A 24,974-nucleotide genomic window follows, 5' to 3' on the forward strand; every position below is an offset into this window, starting at 1 on the left:
ATTGATTGCCTAGGTCGCGCCGAGCAGCGGGATCCGTTCAGTCCACTTCCCAATCTTCTGGCTTTGGCTCATCTTCCGGTTTTTCCGGTAGCCACTGGGGTGGATTGGACACCTCGCGGAAAGGTGCCATCAGGCGCTGCAACTCCGCGCGCGGCAGCAGTACCTGTAATTCTACGTCGCCATTATCGCGGTAGTTTTCTTCCTGAACCGCGTTCCCTTCAAACAACTGCGCGCGCAGGCGCGCGTGCTGCGGTGGAATAACGATGGCGCCACTCACCATCTGTTCACCGAGCCGCTCGGCAATGGCCTCGACCAGTAAATCACAACCAGCACCGGTGACTGCCGACAGCCAAACCGCACGGGGCACCCCCTGATCGTCGCGATCGATACGCGGTTCGGCATCCGCCAGTAGATCCAGTTTGTTGTACACCAGCAGATGGGGCAAATCCGCCGCGCCAATTTCCTCGAGTACCGTCTGAACCTCTTCAATCAAATGCAGGCGGTTCTCTGCCGCAGCATCCACTACGTGCAACAACAGGGTGGCATTGGCCGCCTCTTCCAGGGTGGCGCGGAAGGCTTCTACCAGCCGGTGTGGCAGGTGTGATACGAAACCTACGGTGTCGGCGAGGATCATCGCGCCGACATTTGGCAGGTCCACCCGGCGCATGGTCGGGTCCAGGGTCGCGAACAGCTGATCCTGCACATACACATCCGCATCGGTGATGCGATTGAACAGGGTGGATTTGCCGGCGTTGGTGTAACCCACCAGTGAGACCGTAGCCACTTCTGCACGGGAGCGGGCGCGGCGCCCCTGGTCGCGCTGACGACGCACCTTGTCCAGGCGCTTCTCAATGGAGTCGATACGCGCACGCAACAGCCGGCGGTCGGTTTCCAGCTGGGTCTCACCGGGACCGCGCAAACCGATACCGCCCTTCTGGCGCTCAAGGTGGGTCCAGCCCCGCACCAGGCGAGTGGACATATGACGCAGCTGCGCCAGCTCGACCTGCAGCTTACCTTCATGGGTGCGCGCGCGCTGGGCGAAGATATCCAGAATCAGCCCGGTGCGGTCGAGCACCCGGCATTTGAGCTCGCGCTCGATGTTCCGCTCCTGACTGGGAGAGAGTGTGTGATCGAAAATCACCAGCGCAGCGTCGTGCTTGGTGACCGTCTCACGGATCTCTTCAAGCTTGCCGCGGCCGACAAATGTCTTGGGGTCGGGAGTGGCCCGCTGGCCAAAGATGAATGCCACCGGGTCGGCACCGGCAGACAGTGCCAGCTCTTCAAACTCCCGTGGGTCGTCGGGGCTGTCGATAGCAGAAAGCTCCAGATGCACCAGCACAGCCAGCTCTCCGGATTCCGGGCGATCAAAAAACAAGGATTATTCTCTTGGAATCAATAGTTGGGGCCGCACATGGTGATGGATGCACCGGCGCCGAACAACAGACGCCCCGGACGAGCCGGGGCGCTGAATACAACTTTACGCAATTTTGCGGGATGGCAGGCACTGTAGCCGACACCGCTGACCGCGGCGCTCTTCAGAACATTGCATCTCAACAACTGACGGATTAACCGCCGAAGCTGTCTCGCTCACCGCCCTCCGGGGCACCACCTTCACCACCCTGGCCTGCCGGATTCATCAGCGGCACACGCACGGCACGGGAGGGAACAACGGTGGAAATTGCATGTTTGTAAACCATCTGGCTTACGGTGTTTTTCAACAGTACTACGAACTGGTCAAAAGATTCGATCTGGCCCTGCAGCTTGATGCCGTTGACCAGATAGATAGAAACCGGGATACGCTCTTTACGCAAAACGTTCAGGTAAGGGTCTTGTAAGCTGTGCCCTTTTGACATCTTTGTTCTCCTTGCCAAAAGATAAGTCGCCAGATGACGCACGATCGCGTCCGCGAATCCCGCGGACTGAAGAAACGGCCATGGTAATGAGGCGTATAAAAAAGAGCCAAAAATTAACAAGGCTCTGTGAATAACTGACTGATTTGGGACGGATACACCGGCCCACTCACGTTATGGCTGCTCAACCAAGAAATTTCAAGGCCTCTGGCAACATTTCATCGATTTTGCGGACTTTCCCGCCAGGCTCCTGGGCGCCGATCCGGTTCAAGTCGGGCCAGCGCCGCAACCAGGTCAACTGACGCTTGGCCAGCTGCCGGGTGGCTGCGACACCCGCCGCCACCATCTTATCGTAATCGGTATCGCCATCCAGGTACTCCCATACCTGGCGGTAGCCCACCGCGCGAATCGCCGGCAGGTCCTTGTGCAGATCACCGCGAGCACGCAGTGCTTTCACCTCGTCGATAAAGCCATTCTCCAGCATGCGCTCGAAGCGCTCGGCAATGCGCCGGTGCAGGATACTGCGATCCTCCGGCACGATCGCCAGCTGTTGCACATCGAAGTGCGCCACCGGCGAGGTCTGCTCCTGCTCCACGCGCAGTTGGGTCATGGTCTTGCCGGTCAGGTGATACACCTCCAGTGCGCGCTCGATTCGCACCGAGTGATTCGGGTGCAACTCGGCGGCAAGCTCTGGATCGACCTGCTGCAATTCCGCATGCAGCGCCGGCCAGCCCTCGCGCGCAGCGCGCGCTTCTATCTCCGCACGAAACTGCGGATCGGCCTCCGGCATTTCCGCCATGCCCTGCAATAGAGCCTTGAAATAGAGCATGGTTCCGCCAACCAGCAGCGGAATTTTTCCGCGTCCACTGATTTCCTCCATCGCCGCCAGCGCGTCGCCGCGAAAGCGACCCGCAGAATAGCTCTCGGCGGGATCGCAAATATCGATCAGCCGGTGAGGGTAACGGGTCAATTCTTCCGGCGTGGGCTTGGCGGAGCCGATGTCCAGCCCCTGGTACACCAGCGCGGAATCCACACTGATCAACTCCACCGGCAATTGATCACTGATCGCCATGGCCAGATCGGTCTTGCCGGAAGCGGTCGGGCCCATCAGGAAAATGGCACGGGGGCGGCGTTCAGCCGAAGCGTTCAACTTACTGACCTCGCATAAACCACTTGTCCATATCCCCTAATTTGATTTGAGTCCATGTGGGACGGCCGTGGTTGCACTGGCCGCTGCGCTCGGTGCGCTCCATATCCCGCAGCAGGCCGTTCATTTCCGGAATGGTCAGTTTGCGGTTGGCGCGCACGGAGCCGTGACAGGCCATGGTAGAGAGAATCTCGTTGATCTGGTTGCCGATGCGGTCACTGCTGCCTTCCGCCAACAGGTCGCTGAGCACATCCCGCACCAGCTGTTCCACCGGGGCACCGTGCAGCATGGTAGGCACCTGGCGCACCATCAGGGTTTCCGGGCCCGCGCGCTGCAGTACAAAACCGAGGGAAGTGAACACTTCCTCGCGCTCTTCAAAGCAGTCCGCCTCGCGCTCGCTCACCGCCAGACTTACCGGCACCAGCAGCGGCTGTGCCTGAATGCCGCCAGCGGCGTGTGCGGTTTTCATTTTTTCGTAGACGATACGCTCGTGGGCCGCGTGCATATCCACCACCACCATGCCGTGCTCGTTTTGGGACAGAATATAGATGCCGTGGAGCTGGGCGATGGCGAAACCCAGCGGTGGCGCTTCGCTTTCGGACTCTGCGGGCAGCTGTTGCGACCAGGCACCTGCGGCCGGGGCAGTTGCCGGCGCTTCCTGCACACCCCCTTCGAACGGCTTGTGCAGTTCACCGTAACCCTGCATCTGTTGCTGGATACGCTGCGGTGACGATTGCGAACCGTACCCCTGACCAGAAAACCCGCCAGCTTGCTGAGCTGGCTGGGGCGGCGCCGAGGATAATGGCATCCGCTCCTGCCCAGAGAACTCTCCCGCGGCCACGCCGGAAACCTGTGGCGAAGCAACCTGCTCCTCGCCCTCTTCGCGGGCGCCCGGGCGCACATCCGCCAGCGCCCGGTGCAGGGAGCCGAACAGAAAGTCGTGCACCAGACGGCTGTCGCGGAAGCGCACCTCGTGCTTGGTGGGGTGGACATTCACATCCACCGAGGCCGGATCCAGTTCGAGATAGAGTACAAACGCCGGATGGCGACCGTGGTACAGCACATCGGCAAACGCCCGGCGCACCGCATGGCTCACCACCCGGTCGCGAATCGCGCGGCCGTTCACATAGAAAAACTGCAGATCAGCCTGGGAGCGGGAAAACGCCGGCTCCGCCACCCACCCCCACAGGCGCAGGCCGCTGCGCTCCATTTCGATATGCAGCGCATTCTGCATAAACGCCGGACCACACAACTGCGCAACGCGACGCTCCATTTCTGCACGGCTGGCCCCGCCGCGCAGGTTGTGCACGCCCTTGCCGTTGTGGCGCAGGCTGATGGAAACATCGAAACGGGAGAGTGCGAGGCGCTTGATGGTTTCGTCGACGCGATTGAATTCGGTTTTTTCCGTGCGCAAAAATTTTCGCCGCGCGGGGGTGTTAAAAAACAGGTCCCGCACTTCTACCGTGGTTCCGCGGGGATGCGCGGCCGGCGCCAGCTGGGTTTCCATCTCGCGGCCTTCTGCAGACACTACCCAGCCCTTGCCGCTTTCCTCGCGGCTGCTGGTCAATGTGAGGCGGGCGACGGATGAAATACTGGCGAGGGCCTCGCCGCGGAAGCCCAGGGTCGCTACCGCTTCCAGGTCTTCGAGGGCGTGGATTTTCGAGGTGGCGTGGCGGGCCAGGGCCAGGTGCAGATCGTCTTTCTCAATCCCCTTGCCGTTGTCCCGCACCATAATGCGCTTGGTGCCCCCCGCATCCAGATCCACTTCCAGCCGTGTTGCACCGGCGTCGAGGCTGTTTTCCAACAGCTCTTTAATCACCGACGCGGGCCGCTCCACCACCTCACCGGCGGCGATCTGGTTAGCAAGTCTTGGGGAAAGTAATTGGATATTTTCTGGCATTGGATCTTGGTGTTTCGGCTAACCCCTTTGCCACATTCTTCGGGGTTCTATTGGAGTTTGTGGCGCCGGAGCACCGGGGTGTTGTTTTTGGAACCGAGCTAGGCGCCCCCCTGTGAACCCATCCCTGGGCGCTGCGTCGCAAACATCCTGTTTGCGACGCTTCCAAAAACAACACCCCGGCACTCCCGCTAAATTCGAATCTCACTACTTCGTTAGCGGAAGGATGAAGCTACCTGCGGGGCATATGCGAAGCCAAAATGCTGGGGATGGGTTTTCAAAAGCGTCGGCGACAGGGACGTCGCCGACGCAGCGTACATGGACGTATTCACAGCGGTTTTGAAAACCCATACCCAGTGTTTTGGCGCCTCCGGAGGACCTTTAAAGCAAAGCTACTGCAGGCCGGGACCACGGTGCTCAACCCGAAGGGATAGTCAAAGTCTGCCCCACCCGAATCATCGAAGTCTGCATGCCATTGGCCTTCTTCAGATCTGCAACGGAAATGTTGTAACGAGCAGCAATGCCAGACAGGGTATCACCTCGGGCAATGGTGTGCTTGCGATCGATACGGCTGGCATTCGCCGCCAGCCAACTGCCTGCCGGTGGGCGGGAGGTGAAGTGGGCTACGATACCTTCGCTGAGCTTCTCCGCCATGCGTCGCTGGAACATCGGGTCACGCAGGCGACGGGCTTCCTGGGGGTTGGTGATAAAGCCGGTCTCCACCAAAATCGACGGTACATCCGGGTTGCGCAGTACCGAGAAGTTCGCCTGCTCCACCTTCTTCTTGTGCAGATGCGTAAAACTGCCCAACGAACTCAATACACTGGTGCCGATATCCAGGCTCGCGTTCATCGTCGCCGTCATCGCCAGATCCAGTAACACCCCCGCCAGGGTATCGTCCTTGTCACTAAGACTCAGGTCACCCGCACCACCAATCAGATCCGACTCATTTTCCCGCTGGGCCAGGAAACGCGCGGTTTCACTGGTGGCGCCGCGGGAAGAGACCGCATAGACACCGGCACCGCGGGCGTCTTTGCGCGTGAACGCATCCGCGTGGATGGAAACAAACAGGTCGGCGCGCAACTGGCGGCCCTTTTTCACGCGGTCGCGCAGGGGAATGTAGTAGTCACCGGTACGTACCAGCTTGGCGGAAAAGCCCGGATTACTGTCGATGGATTTCTGCAGATATTTGGAGATCGCCAGCACCACATCTTTTTCCCGCAATCCACCTGGACCGAGGGCGCCGGGGTCTTCGCCGCCGTGACCGGCATCGATGGCGATGACGATGTCTTTCTGGCCGCTGACCTGTACCTGCTCGATGGTTTTCTCTTCCACCTTGTCGCGATCGTGCAGGTCGATTACCAGGCGGTCAGGCAGGGCCTCGTGGCGGCGCAGGGCAAAGCTGCGGGGGTTGACCGGCTGTTTGAGATCCAGCACCACGCGCAGGTCGCGTTTGTTTTTGGTGGCGTGGCGCACGCCGGCAATAGGAGTATCGGTCAGCGGTAAGTTATCCACAGCAGCAGAAAGCGTGGCGCCACTCACGTCAATAACCACCCGGTCCGGGTTCTGTAAAGTGAACAGCTTGTGTTCCGCCGGTCCGTCCAGGTCGAACACCAAGCGGGTGTGATCCGGGGCGCGCCACAGGCGTACCCCCTCGACTTCCGCGCCGACTGCCGGTATTACAACCAGCATCGCCAGCAGCGAGAATAAAAATAGATACTGCTTGTGTCCCACCGGCAACCCTGCTCCGATCATTTTTATTGCCCTGTAAATCGTCTGCACGCTTTCGGTTTTATTCTGACCTGGTTTCAGTCCTGGTGCAGCGATCAGCTCTCTGCAAACACCGCCTTGCTCAGCACCGAGACACCGGCCTCACTGACTGCAATCAATTTTAGCGCGCGACCCGTGTCCTGCAGCCGAATCTCAATCTGCAGATCCGGCGCCGGCAACACGCCCGCACCTCGCTCCGACCACTCCACCAGGCTCAGGCTACCGGGGCCGAAATAATCCCGCACCCCCATGTATTCCAGTTCTTCCGCATCGCCCAGACGGTACAGGTCGAAGTGATACACCCGCTCTGTGGAAAACTCGTAGGGTTCCACCAGCGTATAGGTGGGGCTCTTTACCGCGCCGCGATGCCCAAATGCACGCAATACACCGCGGCTGAGGGTGGTTTTTCCAGCGCCCAGCTGGCCACCGAGAAAAAATACCAGGCCATCGGCCATACCGGTATCCAGGCACGCCTGCCCCAGCGCCTCACCGGCGGCGACGGTAGCCGCCTCGTCGGCCAGGTACAGTGTTGTTTCCACAGGCTGGTTGTTCACTGCCGCCCCCTCAATCGACGAGGGCGCGAATATGCGGCAACAGGTCTGTGGCCAGCAATCCGCGCAGGCCATCCGCTGCAGCGCGGTTGCCAGCTTCGCCGTGCAACCAGACACCAAGACGCGCCGCTGCCGGCAAATCCATACCCTGGCCAATCAGTGAGGCGATCACCCCGGTGAGCAAATCACCCATACCACCGGATGCCATGCCCGGGTTACCGGTGTTGATCACATCCACCCCATCGGCGTGGGCAATCACGGTGCCTGCGCCTTTTAATATCACCACACCGCTGAATTTTTCCTGAATCGCACCCGCTGCCGCCACCGGGTCAGCACTGACCTCGGCATTGGAAATACCCAACAATCGCGCGGCCTCGCCAATATGCGGGGTCAACACCCAGTCATCGCGTTTAACACCGGCGAGCACGCGGCCACCGGCGAGGATATTCAGTGCATCGGCGTCCACTACCAGCGCAGCTTTGGCGCGACCGGCGCGGGCCAGCAGCTGCTCGCTCCACGGGGATTGACCGAGGCCCGGGCCCACGGCGATCACATCCGGGGTTTCCAGCAGTGGCTCCAGCTCCTGTCCGGACACTACCGGGTGTGCCATCACCTCCGGGCGGCGGGTCAGCGACGCCATTACATGTTCCGGACGCGTGGCCAGAGAGATGAGGCCACTGCCAGCGCGAGCGGCCGCCTCCGCCGCCATCATCGCCGCGCCACCAAAACCGTGGTCGCCACCGACGATCATTACATGGCCGAACTGATTCTTGTAACTGTCCACCGCACGCGCGGGCAGCCGCTTCAGGCTCTCGCCCGTGTGGCGAGTGAGCAGGGACGGCACCTGTGAATAAATCTCTGCGGCCGCACCCAGGCCTTCAAAAACCACCTCTCCGGTCAGCGCCGGGCCGCGCCCCAGGAACAGGCCCGCCTTGCGGCCGATAAAGGTAACGGTGGCGTCCGCATGCACCGCACAATCGTCACTTTCGACAAATCCGCTGTCCGCATTCAGGCCGGAAGGCAGATCCACCGCCAGCACCGGCGCACCGGAGCCATTGATATGTGCAACCGCCGCGTCCATGGGTGCGCGCAGCGCGCCGCTGAAACCGGTGCCCAGCAGGGCATCCACCAACACGGTGTTTTTCTCCGCTGCGGGCATTTCATTCAGGCTGTTCACCAATTTCGCGCCCTCGCGCTCGGCAAATCCGTAGGCTTCCAGGGCCTCGCCCTTGAGCTTGTCCGCGGGCACCCCCACAAACACCGTGACCGGAATCTGACGCTGGGCGGCCAGCCCGGCAATCACATAGCCATCGCCACCGTTATTGCCACCGCCACAGAACACCTGAATCGCGCTCACCTCCGGCCAGCGGCTGCGCAGGCAATCGAAGGCCGCGCGACCGGCGCGTTTCATCAGCGCAATAGCGGGGATCTGCTGCTGGCTGATCACCAACTGATCCAGCTGGCGCACGGCCGCGGCGCTGTAGAGTTTCTGCGCTAACTTCTGCGAGGGTTTCTGCGCGCGCGCACCTTCCGCGGTGATAGAGTTTTGGCTATCCATAAATCCGTACTGCTTCCGACTGTGGTCAAATTTTAAACTGTGGCAAAATACCGGCAATTATACCGCCTCAACCCCGGAACCGCCGCACGCGGCCCCGCCAATTTCACATTACCCCGGCACAAGCACCACTCCATGACCAATCCCGACCACTCACAGTCTTCCCAAGAAGCCATGGCCGATCTCGTCGGGCAGATCCGCCAGTGGGGGCGGGAACTGGGTTTTCAGCAGGTGGGCATCACCGACTGTGAATTGACCCGGCACGGCGAGCGCCTGCAGGCCTGGCTGGATGCGGGTTATCAGGGAGATATGGAGTGGATGGGCACCCACGGGGAAAAGCGCTGGCGACCGGAGCTGCTGGAAGAAGGCACTATTCGGGTGATCAGCGCACGCCTGGACTATTTACCACCGGATACCCAGCCGGTGCAGGTACTGAAAGACTCGAACAAGGCGTACGTCTCCCGCTACGCCAACGGCCGCGATTACCACAAATTGATTCGCAAGCGCCTCGCGCAACTGGCGCAACAGATTGACCGCTATTGCGAGGAGCGCGGTATCGCATCGAAGGGTCGCGCCTTTACCGACAGCGCGCCGGTGATGGAGCGCGCACTGGCGGAAAAGGCGGGGCTTGGCTGGATTGGCAAGAACTGTATGGTGATCAACAGCCAGGCGGGCAGCTGGTTTTTCCTCGGTGAAATCTACACCAATCTGCCACTGCCGGTGGATGTGAGCGAGCAGCCCAATCAATGTGGCGAGTGTACCGCCTGCCTGAAAGTCTGCCCCACCGATGCCTTTGTCGATGCCTACACCCTGGATGCGCGCCGTTGTATTTCTTACCTGACCATTGAGAACAAGGGCCCGATCCCGGAAGAATTCCGCGAGGCCATGGGCAACCGGGTGTTCGGCTGTGATGACTGCCAGATCATCTGCCCCTGGAACAAGTTCGCCACCCCCACCAGCGAACAGGATTTTCACCCCCGACACGGGCTGGATAGCGGTGCGCTTGTGCATTTATTCCGCTGGACCGAGGAAGAATTCCTAAAGAAAACGGAAGGTTCGGCGATTCGGCGGATCGGGTTTGAGCGCTGGCAACGGAATCTGGCCGTTGCTTTGGGCAATGCCGATCCGGCGCCGGAGATTTTCGAGGTTTTGGAGAGTTCGATTGAATCTGCAACGCCGCTGGTCGCAGAACACATTGAGTGGGCCTTGGAGCGCCTGCGTAGTGGGCGGCGGCGAAAACGGAAGATCAAACGGGCTTCTTAGTAACTTTCTGGTTCGGTGGTATTGGGTGCTCTGTTTTTGCTTTGGTGGCGGCCAGGCACCGGGGGCGGGGTTTCAGGACCGCTGTGAACCCATCCCTGGGCGCTGCGGCGCAAACATCCTGTTTGCGACGCTCCTGAAAACCCGCCCCCGGCACCTGTCCTTCATATCTCGCTGCAAAGCTTCGCAAGGAATATCGGCGCGGGATTCCGTAAAAGCTTACTGAGCTAAAAACTTGAATTGCAGGTGGAGTGACGGGGATCTGTTTTCAAAAGCGTCGGCGACAGGAACGTCGCCGACACAGCTTACATGGATGTACTTGCAGCGGTTTTGAAAACAGATCCCCGGCGCTCCGCCGCCACCAAAGCAAAAACAGAGCACTAAGAAACCACCAAACCTCAACTCATACGAAAAAAGTGCTCACGATAGTGCTTAAGCTCATTAATCGAATCGTGAATATCATCCAGCGCCAGATGCGATGAAGTCTTCTTCACCCCATCCAGCACATCCGGGCGCCAACGCCGAGCCAACTCCTTGACCGAGCTCACATCCAGATTACGGTAGTGAAAGTAGCGCTCCAGCAACGGCATGTATTTCACCAGGAAACGACGATCCTGGCCGATGGAGTTGCCACACATAGGTGAGGCGCCCTCCGGCACCCACTGGCCGAGAAACTCAATCGTCTCCCGCTCCGCCTGGTGCTCACTGATCTTAGACTCCTTCACCCGGGCCACCAGCCCAGAACCGCCGTGCTGTTCCGTATTCCAGTCATCCATCGCATTCAGCAGCGCGTCGCTCTGGTGGATCGCCATTACCGGCCCCTCCGCCAGCACATTCAGGCGGGAATCCGTCACCACCGTCGCGATCTCGATGATGCGCTCCTTCTCGGGATCGAGGCCGGTCATTTCCAGATCGATCCAGATCAGATTATTCTGATCCACAATAGTCTCCTTAACAGCCGCTGTTCGCGGTGAAATGCCATTTGAATGACGAGTAAAAGTGAGGATAGCGGGGAAGGTACCGCAACCACCTATCGATGCAAGTTATAATCCGCCGCTTTCCACAAACCGAACCCTCATGAGCAAGCGCAAACTCAACCGCCGCCAGCAGTGGCGTATCGCCAAAATCCAGCAGGAGCGGGAGGCTCGCGCGCGCAAACGGGAAGAGAATCTCGACCAGGCCGCCGAAGAGGGCGACCTGGGGCCAGAGCAAACCGGGCTGGTCATCGCCAATTACGGCAGCCAAGTACTTGTAGAGAGCGATGCCGACAGCGAGTTGCGACAGCGCTGCCATATTCGCGCCAATATCGACACACTGGTCACCGGCGATAAGGTCGCGTGGAACCCCGCCACCGGCGAATCCACCGGCGGCCTCGGTGTCGTCGGCGCGCGCCTGCCGCGCCATTCCGAGCTGCAGCGCCCGGACCGCTACGGTGACATGAAGACCGTCGCCGCCAATATCGACCGCATCCTGATCGTTATCGCCCCCTACCCCGAGCCCTTCGCCAACGCCATCGATCGCTACCTGGTGGCCGCGGAAACCACCGGCATCCAGCCGCTGCTGTTGTTGAACAAAATCGACTTGATCGACGACAGCAATCGTGCAGCGCTCGAGGAACTGCTCGCCCCCTATCCCGACTTGGGCTATCCAGTACTGGAGTTATCCACAAAGACCGGCGAAGGCCTGGACGGACTACTGGAAACCCTCGCTCAGGGCACCAGCGTATTTGTCGGTCAATCCGGCGTCGGCAAGTCCTCCCTGATCAATGGCCTGCTACCGGGCACCGACGCTCGCACCGGCGCACTTTCGGAAGCCACCGGCAAAGGCACCCACACCACCACCGCCGCGGAACTGTTTCATCTGCCCAGCGGCGGCGATCTGATAGACTCCCCCGGTATCCGCGAGTTCGGCATCTGGCACATGAGCGAACAGGAGCTTCTGGAAGGCTACGTGGAATTCCGCCCGTTTATCGGCCACTGCCGCTTCCGCGACTGCAACCACCAGGGCGAACCCGGCTGCGCCATCCAGCAAGCCTTGGAGCGTGGCGACATCAGCCAGCGGCGTATGGACAGCTTCCTGCACCTGCGCAACAGCCTGGAAAGTGAATAAGCAACCGCCACAGAACATTAGGAACCCCCAGTGAGCCAAATCCCCCTGATCCTGGAACCGGAGCAACTGGCCCCCCTCCTCGAATACGAGGAAATCCGCGTAATCGACCTGAGCGCCCCAGCCAACTACCACGCCGGCCACATCCCCGGCGCCATCGGCCTCCCGTTCCAGGCCCTCATGGCCGGCACCCCGCCCGCGCCGGGCAAACTGCCCTCGGTAGAGCGCCTCACCGAAGTCATGCGCGCCATCGGTCTCTCCCCGGAAACCCACATCGTCGCCTGCGACGACGAAGGCGGCGGCTGGGCTGGGCGATTGCTGTGGACCCTCGAAGTGATCGGCCACAAGAAGTACAGTTACCTCAACGGCGGCATGATCGCGTGGAAAAATGCCGGCCTGCCGCTGACCACCGAAGACGCAACTATCACGCCCAGTAACATTAACGTTCAGATCGCCGACGATGCGCCGATGATCGACGCGGAACAGATTCAGCAGCGCCTGAATCAAAACGATCTGCAAGTCTGGGATGCACGTTCACCGGCGGAATATACCGGCGAGCGTATCGTCGCCATGCGCGGCGGGCATATTCCGGGCGCGATTAATTGTGAATGGACGCAGTTGATGGACCCGCAGCGGGATTTGCGTATTCGCACCGATGCGAAAGAATTTCTCTCCGCACTCGGCATCAATGGTGAGAAAGAAATTGCCACCCACTGCCAGAGTCACCACCGCTCGGCGTTTACCTGGCTGGTGGGAAAATCACTCGGCTTTCCGATCAAGGCCTACCCTGGGTCTTGGAGTGAGTGGGGTAATTTACCGGATACGCCGGTTGAGAGTTGATTCAGTGCCACTGTTCACTGGATTCCCGCTTTCGCGGGAATGACGGATTCATACCTTCTAACGAAGTAAAACGATTAGATGCGAAGGGCAGGTGCCTGACCGCCACACGACATATCCAGAGCTCCCAAAGGGCCTGGCACCAAACTCAAATAAACGGGACCACCAAACCCAAATGCACCCGAAACTGTTTATCTTCCTGCAATACATCACCCCCCAGCACCTGCTCTCGCGCGCGGCTGGCTGGCTCGCAGAAACCCGCATCGGCGGTATCAAAAACCCATTCACCAAATGGTTTGTGGAAAAATACCAAGTCGACATGAGTGAAGCACTCGAAGAAGACTACACCGCCTACACCTGCTTCAACGACTTCTTCACCCGCGCGCTAAAAGACGGCGCCCGCCCCATCGTCGAAGGTGAAAACACCATCGCCGGCTGCGCCGATGGCGCCATCAGCCAGCTGGGCGAAATTCACAATGGCAGAATCTTCCAGGCCAAAGGCCAGAACTACAGCCTGCTCGAACTGGTGGGCGGCGACCCCGAAGTGGCCGCACAATTTACCGGCGGCAAATTCGCAACCGTTTACCTGTCACCAAAAGACTACCACCGCGTGCATATGCCTTTAGATGGCGTACTGCAGCGCATGATCTACGTCCCCGGCGAACTCTTTTCGGTAAACACCACCACTGCAGAAAATGTCCCGCGCCTGTTCGCCCGCAATGAACGTCTCGTGTGTATCTTCGACACCGCCGCCGGCCCCATGGCCATGGTCCTCGTCGGCGCCATGATCGTCGCCGCCATCGAAACCGTCTGGGCGGGACAGGTTGCGCCGATCAAACGCCAGATCCGCACCACCCGCTACGACGAACAGAAACCCATCGCGCTGAAAAAAGGCGAGGAAATGGGTCGCTTTAAACTCGGCTCAACCGTGGTGCTGCTATTTGGTGCCGATAAGGTAAATTGGCTCGAAAGCCTCGCTGCGGAAACCCCGGTGAAAATGGGCGAGTATTTTGGAGACCTTACTTAAGGGACATTCGCGTCCCCAATCCCCGACGCGAAGAGCATAAGCCAGCGCTAAGGTGTCGATACCGGGTAGGTGTTTGCGAGACCTTCTAAAACAGGGACGTTTTAGAAGAGCCCCCATGGATGGGTTCACGGCGTGTCTCGCAAACACCTACCCGGTAGCGGCACCGCCACATAACGTCGATCACGCGTACCACCAACACATTCGCAAGTGTCCATGCCTCCAGTTCCCGCCTTTATCCGCAGCAACCCAAAACTCGCGTTTTTCGCTTTGCTTGCCGTCGCCGCCTCCGGCTTCGGTCAGACATTTTTTATCGCGATTTTTGGCGGTGCACTGCGGGAAGAATTTAATCTGAGCAACAGCTGGTACGGCGCCAGCTACAGCGGTGCCACACTGTTATCGGCATTCGTTCTGTTAGGCGCAGGCACACTGGTGGATCGCTGGCCACTGAAGCGCGTGGCCGCGCTCGGTGTTTTGCTGCTGTGTGGAGGCTGCCTAGTACTGGCGTTCGCACAATCCGCCTGGATGCTGCTGCCGGGATTTTTCCTGCTGCGCTTCGCCGGCCAGGGCTTTATGACCCATATGGGAATGACAACCGCGGGGCGATACTTCACCGCCAATCGCGGCAAGGTGATTGCACTGGCCGCACTGGGATTTCCCATCGCCGAAGCGTTGCTGCCAACCAGTGGCTCGTTGATCATCCAACACAGTGGCTGGCGCAGTGTATGGCTGCTGTCTGCGGGACTGTTACTGCTCGCAATTCTACCCACACTGCTCTGGCTCGCCGGCAATGCCGGAGAGGATAGCCCGCAATCATCTCAAGCAATTTCGCAGAATGAAGGCGACTACACCCGCGCACAGGTACTCCGCGATCGCGGGTTCTGGTGCCTGCTGCCCGCCGCGCTGATGACACCGTTTGTGGTCACCGCCGTGCTGTTTCACCAGGGCGCCATTGCCGATGAGCGGGACTGGTCAATGTCGGTTTTGGCCGGTGCCTTTGGGGGCTATGCGGCAGGACACCTGCTTGCGCTGTTTTTCGCAGGCAACCTGGTTGATCGCTTTGGTGCACAGCGCAGCTTGCCTATTGCGCTGATACCAATGATTACCGCACTGGTGCTGCTGGCATTCAGTGATGCCCCATGGGTGCCATATGTTTACCTGGCCCTGATTGGCATCGCCCAGGCGGGTACGGGTACCGCCGGCAGTGCACTGTGGCCTGAGCGCTATGGCAGCACGCATCTGGGGGCAATTCGGTCGGTTTCGCAGGCGAGCATGGTGTTTTCAACGGCAGCTTCGCCGCTGCTGATCGGAATGATGCTGGATCGGGGAGTAAATGTGATGGGTGTGGCGCTATCGCTTGCGCTTATTGTGCTGCTGGCAAGCCTGCTGACACTTGCCGCTCCGCTGACCGCACAGCAAAAAAATAGATCGAGATAAGATATCAGCTGGACAGACGTGCTGGCAGAAAACGCGCAACAAATGCTGGTAGACGTTGTTCGTACAGATATTGATCGCGTATCCGCGCTACATCGATCGCCGGGTAACGGCTGGGATCCATATCCTGAACGATGGTAATCAGCCCCGCCTCGGCAAGGGATTTTTTACCCTTTTTCACCCGCGCCAACTTGCGATCGTCGTCCGCAGCCATATCGAACAGGCGCGGCTTGGGGAGCAACTTTTTCTGCGCGTCAGTCACCAGCATTACCTTGGGTTTCAAACGGCGCTGGTGACTCTGCTCCACCACCACAGCGATCTCACCGGTGGACAGTTCCACCTGTGTGCCCGTCGGGTAGAGGCCGATAGACTGGATAAATTCCACCACCAACTGCTCCTGGAAAGCCGAATTACGCAGATCGTAAAGCTGCGCCACCGCCTTGGAAGGGGGTACGGGGAATTCGGCTCCGCGGGGATTGGTGGCTTCATCGTAGAAAGTCACGATGCCGCACATACGGGCCAGCACCGGGATTTGCCCCCCTCGCAAACCCTTCGGGTAGCCACTACCGTCGTACTGTTCTTTATGGCACTGAACGATGGTCAACACATTGCGGTCGATATTCGGGTCACTGGAGAGCAACTTTACGCTGTAATCGACAAACTTCCGGTATTCCAGCTCCGCACGCGGATCCCGTTTTTCAGCCTTCAACACCGCATCTGCCAGGTAAAGTTTACCCACGTCCTTCAGCAGGGTGGCAACTCCCAGCTGTACCAATTCCTGCCGCCGCAAACCGATATGCCGGCCAAATACCACCGCCCACACACTGGCGCGTACCGAGTGGCTGTAGGTCTGTTCGTCTTTCTCGCGCACCCGCGCCAGCCAGGAGAAAGCATCCGGGCTGCGCAACACACTGTCGACCATTCGCGAGACAGTTTGATTCACCTGGGCCGTCGGCAGCGGCTGATTGGATTGTAACTGCACCATCACCTGATGCATTCCTTCGATAATACGCTGGTGCAGCTGCCGTGCTTTGGGCGCCTCTTTGCGCACCGACTCGGGGGCGGCATAGCTGTTATGGCGAACCTGGACCGGCTTGCAGTTGATGGCGACCGGTATACGACGAGGAACACTTTTGTTGAGGGGATCTTTTGCCGTGGATTCGGCAGCGGCACGGGTTATCTGACGCAGCTTGACGCCCACATCACCCACAGTTTTGATCACGTCCACATACACAAATCGGCAGTACTTCTGCAATTGGCGGATCTCTTCCAGGTCGCGGATATAGAAACCCTGTAACGCAAACGGGGTGCGCGTCCACGGACGATCCAGGCGAGACACAAACATGCCTCGCTGCAGGTCTTCAACGAATACCTTCGCCTGTTGGATTGCCACCAGATAAGTGCCGAGTTAACCGTATGGTTTTTGTTTTAAATATTCTTCACAACCGTGTCCATGCTTGCCGGGCACAGACCCTACCCCACCCAGTAAAGCCCGGGCGGGGTGAATTGTCACACAAGTCTACTCCCCAGTAGACACTTTAATTGTGACACGCATCACGCACCGCTGAACAAATAGCAGCCAGTGGGGAACTTTATTCGATCAGGCGCCTCTTCTGGCGCCACATTCAACGCCCGGATATTCGCCCCCCCCTGAATAGACCTTTTTCGCCGGGGATTATTCGCTGTGATACTGCCCGGAAAACTCCACCACCGCATCAAACATGGCACCGGCATGGGCGGGGTCGACCTTCGGGGTAACCCCGTGGCCGAGATTGAAGATATGTCCGCTGCCCTTGCCGTACGCCGCGAGAATGGTTTTTACTTCTTCGCGAATCCGCTCGGGGCTCGCCAGCAGGATGGACGGATCCATATTGCCCTGCAGCGCCACCTTATCACCGACCCGGGCGCGGGCCTTGCTGATATCCGTGGTCCAGTCCAGACCGAGCGCGGTAGCGCCGGTATCCGCCATCGCCTCCAGCCATTGCCCACCACCTTTGGTAAACAGGATAACCGGCACCTGGCGGCCATCGTGCTCCTTGGTCAGGCCCTGCACAATGCGGGCCATGTAATCCAGCGAGAACTCTTTGTAAGCACTGTGGCTCAATGCCCCTCCCCAGGTATCGAAGATCTGCACCGCCTGGGCACCGGCACGGATCTGAGCGTTCAGGTAATCAATCACCGAGTCTGCCAGGACGGTGAGCAGCTGGTGCATATCCTGCGGGCGGTTGTAGAGCATCTCTTTGGCGCGGGCGAAATCCCGGCTGGAGCCCCCCTCAATCATGTAAGTGGCCAGAGTCCAGGGACTGCCGGAAAAACCGATCAGGGGCACCCGGCCGTTCAGCTCCCGGCGAATGGTGGTGACGGCGTCGGTGACGTAACTCAGGTCCTTGGCAGTATTCACCACTTGCAAGGCAGCGATATCGGCACTGGTGCGCACGGGCTTTTTGAATTTGGGGCCTTCGCCTTCCTCAAAGTACAGCCCGAGGCCCATGGCGTCGGGGATGGTGAGGATGTCGGAGAAGAGGATGGCAGCATCCAGGGGGTAGCGCTCCAGCGGTTGCAGGGTCACTTCGCAGGCCAGTTCGGTATTGCGGCACAGGTCCATAAAGCTGCCGGCCTTGGCGCGGGTGGCACGGTATTCGGGCAGGTAGCGACCGGCCTGACGCATCATCCACATGGGTGTGCGATCGACGGGCTGGCGCAGTAAGGCGCGGAGGAAACGGTCGTTTTGAAGGGGGGCGAACTGGGTATCAGACATGATCACAAGGGCTGGGTAAATGGCCGGCCATTGTACTCTCGAGGTCTCTATTAGGACAGAGACTCGCCTGACTCAGGATTTATGTGGTTGATTGGGGCGAGCTATGGATCTGTATTTTGGCCCCGGTTTTGGGCATCCGTGGTACCCACTTGGGCAGGACGGTGGCGGCTTTGCTACCGGGTGCACCTACGCGGGACACGCCGTGAACCCTTCCCAGGGGGCTCGGCTGCGGCCGTCCAGGCCGCAGACGGTCCCGCGTAGGTGCACCCGCTATCAAAGCCTGCGCATCAGGCCGATGAGAAGTCCGGAACCATGGAGAACCCCGTCCGAGGTTCCGGCTCAGCACTGAAATACGATGAGAAGGCGCTGATGCCGGTAAACGTTTGCCAGACCTTCTAAAACAGGGACGTTTTAGAAGAGCCCCCATGGATGGGTTATCTGGGGGGCGCCTAGCTCGAGTCTGGCAAACGTTTACCGGCAGCAGTACCGCCACTGAGCCAGCTAGCGGTACCACGGAGGCAAAATAAACGAGGAGATTAAACCTCGAGGAAGTCGAGAATACCTTCAGCAGCCTGGCGGCCTTCCCAGATAGCAGTAACAACGAGGTCAGAGCCACGAACCATATCGCCACCGGCAAAGACTTTTTCGTTGGAAGTCTGGAATTTGTATTCCTGCTTCTCAGGCGCAACAACGCCACCCCAGTCGGCCACTTCGATATTGTGGTCACCGAACCACTCAGCAGGGCTCGGGCGGAAACCGAAGGCTACCAGTACGATATCTGCGGGGATGATTTCCTCGGAGCCGGGTACCACTTCCGGGCGGCGACGGCCGTTTTCATCGGGCTCGCCGAGCTTGGTGGTTACCACCTTAACGCCTTCCACCTTGCCGTCACCGACAATCTCAACCGGCTGGCGATTGAACAGGAAGCGTACGCCCTCTTCCTTCGCATTCGCCACCTCGCGGCGGGAACCCGGCATGTTCTCCTCGTCACGGCGGTAAGCACAAGTCACGCGCTTGGCGCCCTGCCGGATGGAGGTACGGTTACAGTCCATCGCGGTATCACCACCACCGAGGACCACAACGCGCTTGTCTTCCACCGAAATGAAATCTTCCGGGCTCTTCTCAAAGCCCAAGTTGCGATTCACATTGGCCACCAGGAACGGCAGTGCATCGTACACTCCCGGCAGGTCTTCACCCGGGAACCCACCTTTCATGTAGTTGTAGGTACCCATCGCCAGGAACACCGCATCGTAGTCGGCCATCAGCTGGTCAAAGGTGATGTCCTTGCCGATCTCGGTTTCCAGACAGAACTCCACGCCCATCTCGGTAAAGATCGCGCGACGCTGCTGCATCACGGATTTTTCCAGTTTGAACTCCGGAATACCGAAGGTCAGCAGGCCGCCGATTTCCGGGTACTTGTCGAATACCACCGGCTGTACACCATTGCGCACCAGCACGTCCGCACAGGCCAGGCCCGCGGGGCCGGCGCCGACCACGGCGACGCGTTTGTCGGTCTTCTTCACCGCGCTCAGGTCCGGGCGCCAGCCCAGGGCGAAGGCGGTATCGGTGATGTATTTCTCGGCGTTGCCGATGGTCACCGCACCGAAACCGTCGTTCAGGGTACAGGCCCCTTCACACAGGCGATCCTGCGGGCATACGCGACCGCACACTTCCGGCAGGGAGTTGGTCTGGTGACTCAACTCCGCCGCTTCCATGATGTTGCCTTCGCTGATCAGGCGCAGCCAGTTCGGAATGTAGTTGTGTACCGGGCACTTCCATTCGCAGTAAGGGTTACCGCAATCCAGGCAGCGGTGCGCCTGGCTGGCCACCTGCTTCTGGGTGTACGGCTGGTAGATCTCCACGAACTGGTTGGTACGCGTGATGATGTCTTTCTTGGCGGGGTCCACTCGGCCCACGTCGACAAACTGGAAATCGTTGTTGAGACGCTGTGACATAAGTAAATATCCCCCTTATTCGCCGCGCTTGCGTACATCGGACAGCAGTCCGGCGAGGCTGGCAGCCTTCGGCTTCACCAACCAGAATTTGTTGAGGTAGTCGTCGAAGTTGTCCAGCAACTCCTCACCCCAGGCACTGCCGGTCTCGGCGACGAACTCTTCAATCACCTCGCGCAGGTGGCTCTGGTACTCCTCCAGGGCCTCACTGCTGATACGGCGCAGCTCGATCAGCTCGTGGTTGCACTTGTCGAAGAAGTCCCGATCCATATCCAGCACGTAGGCAAAGCCACCGGTCATACCGGCACCGAAGTTGACGCCGGTCTTGCCCAGTACCGCGATCATGCCGCCGGTCATATATTCACAGCAGTGATCACCCGCACCCTCGACCACCGCGAAGGCGCCGGAGTTGCGCACGCCGAAACGCTCGCCTGCACAGCCGGAGGCGAACAGCTTGCCACCGGTAGCACCGTACAGACAGGTGTTGCCGACGATACTGGTTTCCTGAGAAGCGAATTCGCTACCCTGAGGCGGACGGATCACCAGCTTGCCGCCGGCCATACCCTTGCCCACATAGTCGTTGGCGTCGCCTTCCAGATACATTTCCAGACCACCGGCGTTCCACACACCGAAGGACTGACCGGCAACGCCGGTGAGGCGCAGCTTGATCGGCGCATCCGCCATGCCCTGATTACCGTGGCGCTTGGCGATCTCCCCGGACAGGCGCGCGCCAATGGAGCGGTCGCAGTTGGTCAGCTTGAAGCTGAACTCGCCACCGGCCAGGTTTTCGATCGCCGGTAGCGTTTCTTTCACCATGCGCTCCGCAAGCAGACCTTTGTCCCAGGGCTCGTTCTTGGCCTGCTGGCAGGTCTGGGGCTTGCTGTCGAGCAGCGCATCGGTATGCAGCAGCGGCGACAGGTCCAGAGTCTTCTGCTTGGCAGTGCGGCCTTCCAGAGTCTCCAGCAGGTCCACGCGGCCCACCAGTTCGTCCATGGTGCGCACACCCAGGCTCGCCATCCACTCGCGGGTTTCCTCGGCCACGAACTTGAAGAAGTTCATCGCCATTTCCACGGTGCCGATGTAGTGCTCGTCGCGCAGGTCCTTGTTCTGGGTGGCGACGCCGGTGGCGCAGTTATTCAGGTGACAGATGCGTAGGTATTTACAGCCCAGCGCCACCATGGGCGCGGTGCCGAAACCGAAGCTCTCGGCACCCAGCATGGCCGCCTTGACCACATCCAGACCAGACTTCAGACCACCGTCGGTCTGCACCCGTACATTGCCGCGCAGGTCGTTGGCCCGCAGGGTCTGGTGGGTTTCCGCCAGGCCCAGCTCCCAGGGGGAACCGGCATAGCGGATGGAGGTAATCGGGCTCGCCGCGGTACCGCCGTCGTAACCGGAGATGGTGATCAGGTCCGCGTAGGCCTTGGCCACACCCGCGGCAATGGTGCCGACACCGGGACGGGATACCAGTTTCACCGACACCAGCGCATCCGGATTAACCTGTTTCAGGTCGTAGATCAGCTGCGCCAGATCCTCAATGGAGTAGATATCGTGGTGCGGCGGTGGCGAGATCAGGGTCACGCCAGGCACGGAGTAGCGCAGGCGCGCGATCAGTTCGTTCACCTTGCCGCCGGGCAGCTGGCCGCCTTCACCGGGCTTGGCACCCTGGGCAACCTTGATCTGCAACACCTCGGCATTTACCAGATAGTGCGGGGTCACCCCAAAACGGCCGGAGGCGATCTGCTTGATCTTGGATACCTTGTCGGTACCGAAACGCACCGGGTCCTCACCACCTTCACCGCTGTTGGAGCGGCCACCCAGTCGGTTCATGGCTTGGGCCAATGCCTCGTGGGCTTCCGGCGACAGAGCGCCGAGGGACATGGCAGCGGAGTCGAAGCGGCGCAGGATATTTTCCGCGGGCTCCACTTCTTCCAAAGGAATCGGCTGTACGTCTTTTTTCAGACCCAGCAGGTCGCGCAGGGTGGCCACCGGGCGCTGGTTGATCAGGGTCGCGTAGTCGCGCCAGGCACCGTAATCGCCAGTGCGCACCGCTTCCTGCAGCGCCTTGACCACGTCCGGGTTGAACGCGTGGTATTCCTGGCCGTATACAAATTTGTGCAGACCGCCGGGGGAAACCTTCTTGCGCGGTTTCCACGCAAGCTGCGCGCGCGCGCGCATATCGTCTTCCAGTTCTTTAAAGCCCGCACCCAGAACCCGGGCGGGCGCTTCCGGGAAGCACAGGTCGATCACGTCCTGGGACAGGCCCACCAGTTCGTACAACAGCGCACCGCGGTAGGAGGCGATGGTGGAGATACCCATCTTCGACAGGATCTTCAGCAGGCCCTTGATAATGCCGTTGCGGTAATTCTTCTGCGCGGTGGCGGCGTCCAGCAGCAGCTCACCGGTTTCGATTAGGTGATTGATGATGCTGTAGGAGAAATACGGGTGTACCGCAGTGGCGCCCACGCCGATCAGGCACGCCAGCTGGTGCGAGTCGCGCGCGGTGGCGGTATCCACCACGATATTCGAGTCACAGCGCAGACCGTTGTGCACCAGGTGGTGGTGCACCGCACCGGTGGCCATCAGCGCGTCGATGGGCAGTTTGCCCTCTTCGATTTCACGGTCCGACAGCACCACGATCACGGTACCGTCTTTGCGCACGGAATCCGCGACATCGCTGCACAGCTTTTCGATGGCGCTCTTCAGGTCCAGCTGCGCGGGATCGTAATTCAGGTCGAATACTTTCGCGGTGAACTCCTCGCGGCCGAGATCCAGCAGCGCGGTGTACTTCATGTGCGACAGTACCGGGGAGGACAGAATCACGCGGTCGGCGTGTTCGACGGTCTCCTCAAATACGGATTTTTCACGGCCCAGGCAGGTTTCCAGGGACATGACGATAGTTTCCCGCAGCGGGTCGATGGGCGGGTTGGTCACCTGTGCAAACTGCTGACGGAAGTAGTCGTACAGGCAGCGGTTACCCTCGGACAGCACCGCCATCGGCGTATCGTCGCCCATGGAACCCACGGCTTCCTGACCGGCTTCCGCCAGCGGGCGTATCACCTGGTCGCGCTCTTCCAGAGAGGAGCTGAACAGCTTCTGGTAAACCTTGAACTGCTCGAAAGAAAAATTGTTGTCCACCGGCGCCGTGACCAGAGTGGAACGAATACGGCGGGCCTTTTCCTTCAGCCACTTTTTATAAGGCTGGGCTTTTTTCAGCTCGCCATCCACCTCGGCGGTGTGGCGCAGTTCACCTTTCAGGGTATCTACAGACAAGATCTGGCCCGGACCGAGACGGCCCTTGGCAACCACGTCCGCGGGGTCGTACTGATAAGTACCCACCTCGGAAGCAACGGTGATGAAATCGTCTTTGGTAATCACCCAGCGGGACGGACGCAGGCCGTTGCGGTCCAGGGTACACACAGCGTGGCGGCCGTCGGTCAGTACCAGGCCGGCGGGGCCATCCCAGGGCTCCATATGCATGGAGTTGTATTCATAGAAGGCACGCAGATCCGAGTCCATAGTGTCCACGTTCTGCCACGCCGGCGGAACCAGCATGCGGATGGCGCGGTGCATATCGATGCCACCCACGGTGAGCAGTTCCAGCATATTATCCAGGCTGGAGGAGTCGGAACCCACGCGGTTCACCAGCGGTGTCAGCTCGGACAGCTCCGGCACCAGCTCGGTAATGAATTTGTTGGTACGCGCCACAGACCAGTTGCGGTTGCCGGTAATGGTGTTGATCTCACCGTTGTGCGCAAGCATGCGGAATGGCTGCGCCAGTGGCCAGCGCGGCATGGTGTTGGTGGAGAAGCGCTGGTGGAATACACAGATGGCGGTTTCCAGGCGCGGGTCTGCCAGATCCGGGAAAAACGCCGGCAGGTCCGCCGGCATCATCAGGCCTTTATAGGAAAGTACGGATGTGGAAAGGCTGCCGATATAAGTGGCGTCGGTGAGCTGCTGTTCGGCTTTACGGCGAGCAACAAACAGGCGCGCATTGAACTGCTGCTGCTCCAGTGCAGTCTCTGCGTTGTTGATCAGCAGGTGCTCGAAACGTGGCAGTGACTCCTTGGCAATAGGGCCCAGGCAATCTTCATTGGTGGGCACGACACGCCAACCCGCCACGCGCAGCCCCTGTTCATGCACCGCTGACTCGAGAATGTTTCGGGCGCCGGCGGCTTCCGCCTCGTCCAGCGGCAACATGATAGAGCCAACCGCGTACAGGTCGGTCAGGTCCTGGCCAAACTGCTCCTTGGCCACAGTGCGCAAAAAGCTGTCCGGCTTCTGCAGCAGAAGGCCGCAGCCGTCACCGGTTTTGCCATCGGCGGCAATACCACCGCGGTGAGTCATACAGGTCAGCGATTCGATCGCTGTCTGCAGTAACTTGTGACTGGTTTGGCCCTTCAGGTGGGCGATGAGTCCAAAGCCACAGTTATCTTTGAACTCATCCAATCGATACAGACCGCTACCCATAGAATTCCTCAAAGTGTTATCGCTACCCCCTACGCCCTGACGGCCCTGGATAATTCACAGTGGCCATCAGTTCACAGTCCATAGACTGCCCCTGGGGGTATATTTATCTACTCTCGAGCCAAAGGTGCCGCAGATTTCACTGAGATTTGTGTTCCCCAATGACAAAAAAAGCCCGCGTGAGGGGCTTGGGGTCGCCTGCACATTGCAAGCCTGCGTTTGTTGTTATCGGCTCCTATTCCCGGCTTTCACCGAGGGGGCGCGCAATATTACTCGCGCCCCCCTGCAATTGCAAGATTCGCCAGTTTTTTTCGCTGTTGGCAGCAGGTTTAACCGATTTATCTTCTTTTGCGACCACTTATCGTC

17 protein-coding genes are annotated in these 24,974 nt (G+C 59.7%); 5 read left to right on the forward strand and 12 right to left on the reverse strand.

Going from position 1 to position 24,974, the window contains the following annotated elements:
- Positions 1–37 precede the first annotated feature (37 nt).
- From hflX to AU11_RS12625, 7 genes are all read right to left on the reverse strand, one after another.
- The gene (gene hflX, locus AU11_RS12595; protein WP_043319696.1) at positions 38–1,375 is read right to left on the reverse strand and encodes a ribosome rescue GTPase HflX; all 1,338 of its coding nucleotides are present in this window, start codon (positions 1,373–1,375) and stop codon (positions 38–40) included.
- Positions 1,376–1,565: 190 nt separating this feature from the next.
- Positions 1,566–1,853 (reverse strand): RNA chaperone Hfq, encoded by a 288-nt coding sequence (gene hfq / locus AU11_RS12600; protein WP_043319697.1) that lies wholly within the window; start codon positions 1,851–1,853, stop codon positions 1,566–1,568.
- A gap of 181 nt (positions 1,854–2,034) precedes the next feature.
- Entirely contained in the window at positions 2,035–2,958 is a 924-nt protein-coding gene (gene miaA / locus AU11_RS12605; protein ID WP_051687354.1) for a tRNA (adenosine(37)-N6)-dimethylallyltransferase MiaA, read from the reverse strand.
- Positions 2,959–3,001: 43 nt separating this feature from the next.
- Positions 3,002–4,897 (reverse strand): DNA mismatch repair endonuclease MutL, encoded by a 1,896-nt coding sequence (gene mutL / locus AU11_RS12610; RefSeq protein ID WP_043319698.1) that lies wholly within the window; start codon positions 4,895–4,897, stop codon positions 3,002–3,004.
- A gap of 414 nt (positions 4,898–5,311) precedes the next feature.
- Positions 5,312–6,649, reverse strand: coding sequence for an N-acetylmuramoyl-L-alanine amidase (locus AU11_RS12615; protein WP_043319699.1), 1,338 nt, complete (start codon positions 6,647–6,649; stop codon positions 5,312–5,314).
- Positions 6,650–6,720: 71 nt separating this feature from the next.
- Positions 6,721–7,218 (reverse strand): tRNA (adenosine(37)-N6)-threonylcarbamoyltransferase complex ATPase subunit type 1 TsaE, encoded by a 498-nt coding sequence (gene tsaE, locus AU11_RS12620; protein ID WP_043319700.1) that lies wholly within the window; start codon positions 7,216–7,218, stop codon positions 6,721–6,723.
- A 10-nt stretch (positions 7,219–7,228) separates the two neighbouring features.
- The gene (locus AU11_RS12625; RefSeq protein ID WP_081848101.1) at positions 7,229–8,773 is read right to left on the reverse strand and encodes an NAD(P)H-hydrate dehydratase; all 1,545 of its coding nucleotides are present in this window, start codon (positions 8,771–8,773) and stop codon (positions 7,229–7,231) included.
- Between the two features lie 132 nt (positions 8,774–8,905).
- Here AU11_RS12625 and queG point away from each other — a divergent pair, with 132 nt between their 5' ends.
- Positions 8,906–10,033 carry a tRNA epoxyqueuosine(34) reductase QueG gene (queG, locus tag AU11_RS12630; RefSeq protein WP_051687236.1) on the forward strand — a complete coding sequence of 376 codons (1,128 nt, stop codon included), beginning with the start codon at positions 8,906–8,908 and terminating at the stop codon, positions 10,031–10,033.
- A 395-nt stretch (positions 10,034–10,428) separates the two neighbouring features.
- Here queG and orn read toward each other — a convergent pair whose 3' ends face one another.
- Positions 10,429–10,971: an oligoribonuclease gene (orn, locus tag AU11_RS12635; RefSeq protein WP_197023837.1), complete on the reverse strand. Its 543-nt coding sequence runs from the start codon at positions 10,969–10,971 to the stop codon at positions 10,429–10,431.
- A 136-nt stretch (positions 10,972–11,107) separates the two neighbouring features.
- Between orn and rsgA the strand changes: the two genes are divergently transcribed.
- The 4 genes from rsgA (at position 11,108) to AU11_RS12655 (ending at position 15,434) form a co-directional block, all read left to right on the forward strand.
- Positions 11,108–12,139, forward strand: coding sequence for a small ribosomal subunit biogenesis GTPase RsgA (rsgA, locus tag AU11_RS12640; protein WP_043319702.1), 1,032 nt, complete (start codon positions 11,108–11,110; stop codon positions 12,137–12,139).
- 30 nt (positions 12,140–12,169) lie between these two features.
- A complete protein-coding gene (locus AU11_RS12645; RefSeq protein WP_043319703.1) occupies positions 12,170–12,976 on the forward strand; it encodes a sulfurtransferase in 807 nt (268 codons plus the stop codon).
- A gap of 172 nt (positions 12,977–13,148) precedes the next feature.
- Positions 13,149–14,000: an archaetidylserine decarboxylase gene (gene asd, locus AU11_RS12650; RefSeq protein WP_043319704.1), complete on the forward strand. Its 852-nt coding sequence runs from the start codon at positions 13,149–13,151 to the stop codon at positions 13,998–14,000.
- 213 nt (positions 14,001–14,213) lie between these two features.
- On the forward strand, positions 14,214–15,434 hold the full coding sequence (locus AU11_RS12655) for an MFS transporter (protein WP_043319705.1): 1,221 nt from the start codon (positions 14,214–14,216) through the stop codon (positions 15,432–15,434).
- Between the two features lie 4 nt (positions 15,435–15,438).
- On the opposite strand, the gene AU11_RS12660 is transcribed toward AU11_RS12655, so the two are convergent.
- The 4 genes from AU11_RS12660 to gltB form a co-directional block, all read right to left on the reverse strand.
- Entirely contained in the window at positions 15,439–16,824 is a 1,386-nt protein-coding gene (locus AU11_RS12660; RefSeq protein ID WP_043319706.1) for an HD-GYP domain-containing protein, read from the reverse strand.
- A gap of 282 nt (positions 16,825–17,106) precedes the next feature.
- Positions 17,107–18,189, reverse strand: coding sequence for a uroporphyrinogen decarboxylase (gene hemE, locus AU11_RS12665; protein WP_043319707.1), 1,083 nt, complete (start codon positions 18,187–18,189; stop codon positions 17,107–17,109).
- Positions 18,190–18,725: 536 nt separating this feature from the next.
- Positions 18,726–20,144 carry an FAD-dependent oxidoreductase gene (locus AU11_RS12670; protein ID WP_043319708.1) on the reverse strand — a complete coding sequence of 473 codons (1,419 nt, stop codon included), beginning with the start codon at positions 20,142–20,144 and terminating at the stop codon, positions 18,726–18,728.
- A gap of 15 nt (positions 20,145–20,159) precedes the next feature.
- Positions 20,160–24,611 carry a glutamate synthase large subunit gene (gene gltB, locus AU11_RS12675; RefSeq protein ID WP_043319709.1) on the reverse strand — a complete coding sequence of 1,484 codons (4,452 nt, stop codon included), beginning with the start codon at positions 24,609–24,611 and terminating at the stop codon, positions 20,160–20,162.
- Between the last annotated feature and the right edge of the window lie 363 nt (positions 24,612–24,974).

Source organism: Microbulbifer sp. HZ11 (assembly GCF_000708675.1).
Classification (GTDB): Bacteria; Pseudomonadota; Gammaproteobacteria; order Pseudomonadales; family Cellvibrionaceae; genus Microbulbifer.

What these genes read in the sequence shown, in the direction of transcription:
- miaA (WP_051687354.1), bottom strand. Translation starts at nt 2,958, where the DNA reads ATGGGCCCGACCGCTTCCGGCAAGACCGATCTGGCCATGGCGATCAGT.
- AU11_RS12655 (WP_043319705.1), top strand. Translation starts at nt 14,214, where the DNA reads ATGCCTCCAGTTCCCGCCTTTATCCGCAGCAACCCAAAACTCGCGTTT.
- mutL (WP_043319698.1), bottom strand. Translation starts at nt 4,897, where the DNA reads ATGCCAGAAAATATCCAATTACTTTCCCCAAGACTTGCTAACCAGATC.
- queG (WP_051687236.1), top strand. Translation starts at nt 8,906, where the DNA reads ATGACCAATCCCGACCACTCACAGTCTTCCCAAGAAGCCATGGCCGAT.
- AU11_RS12625 (WP_081848101.1), bottom strand. Translation starts at nt 8,773, where the DNA reads ATGGATAGCCAAAACTCTATCACCGCGGAAGGTGCGCGCGCGCAGAAA.
- AU11_RS12670 (WP_043319708.1), bottom strand. Translation starts at nt 20,144, where the DNA reads ATGTCACAGCGTCTCAACAACGATTTCCAGTTTGTCGACGTGGGCCGA.
- asd (WP_043319704.1), top strand. Translation starts at nt 13,149, where the DNA reads ATGCACCCGAAACTGTTTATCTTCCTGCAATACATCACCCCCCAGCAC.
- gltB (WP_043319709.1), bottom strand. Translation starts at nt 24,611, where the DNA reads ATGGGTAGCGGTCTGTATCGATTGGATGAGTTCAAAGATAACTGTGGC.
- rsgA (WP_043319702.1), top strand. Translation starts at nt 11,108, where the DNA reads ATGAGCAAGCGCAAACTCAACCGCCGCCAGCAGTGGCGTATCGCCAAA.
- hemE (WP_043319707.1), bottom strand. Translation starts at nt 18,189, where the DNA reads ATGTCTGATACCCAGTTCGCCCCCCTTCAAAACGACCGTTTCCTCCGC.
- AU11_RS12615 (WP_043319699.1), bottom strand. Translation starts at nt 6,649, where the DNA reads ATGATCGGAGCAGGGTTGCCGGTGGGACACAAGCAGTATCTATTTTTA.
- hfq (WP_043319697.1), bottom strand. Translation starts at nt 1,853, where the DNA reads ATGTCAAAAGGGCACAGCTTACAAGACCCTTACCTGAACGTTTTGCGT.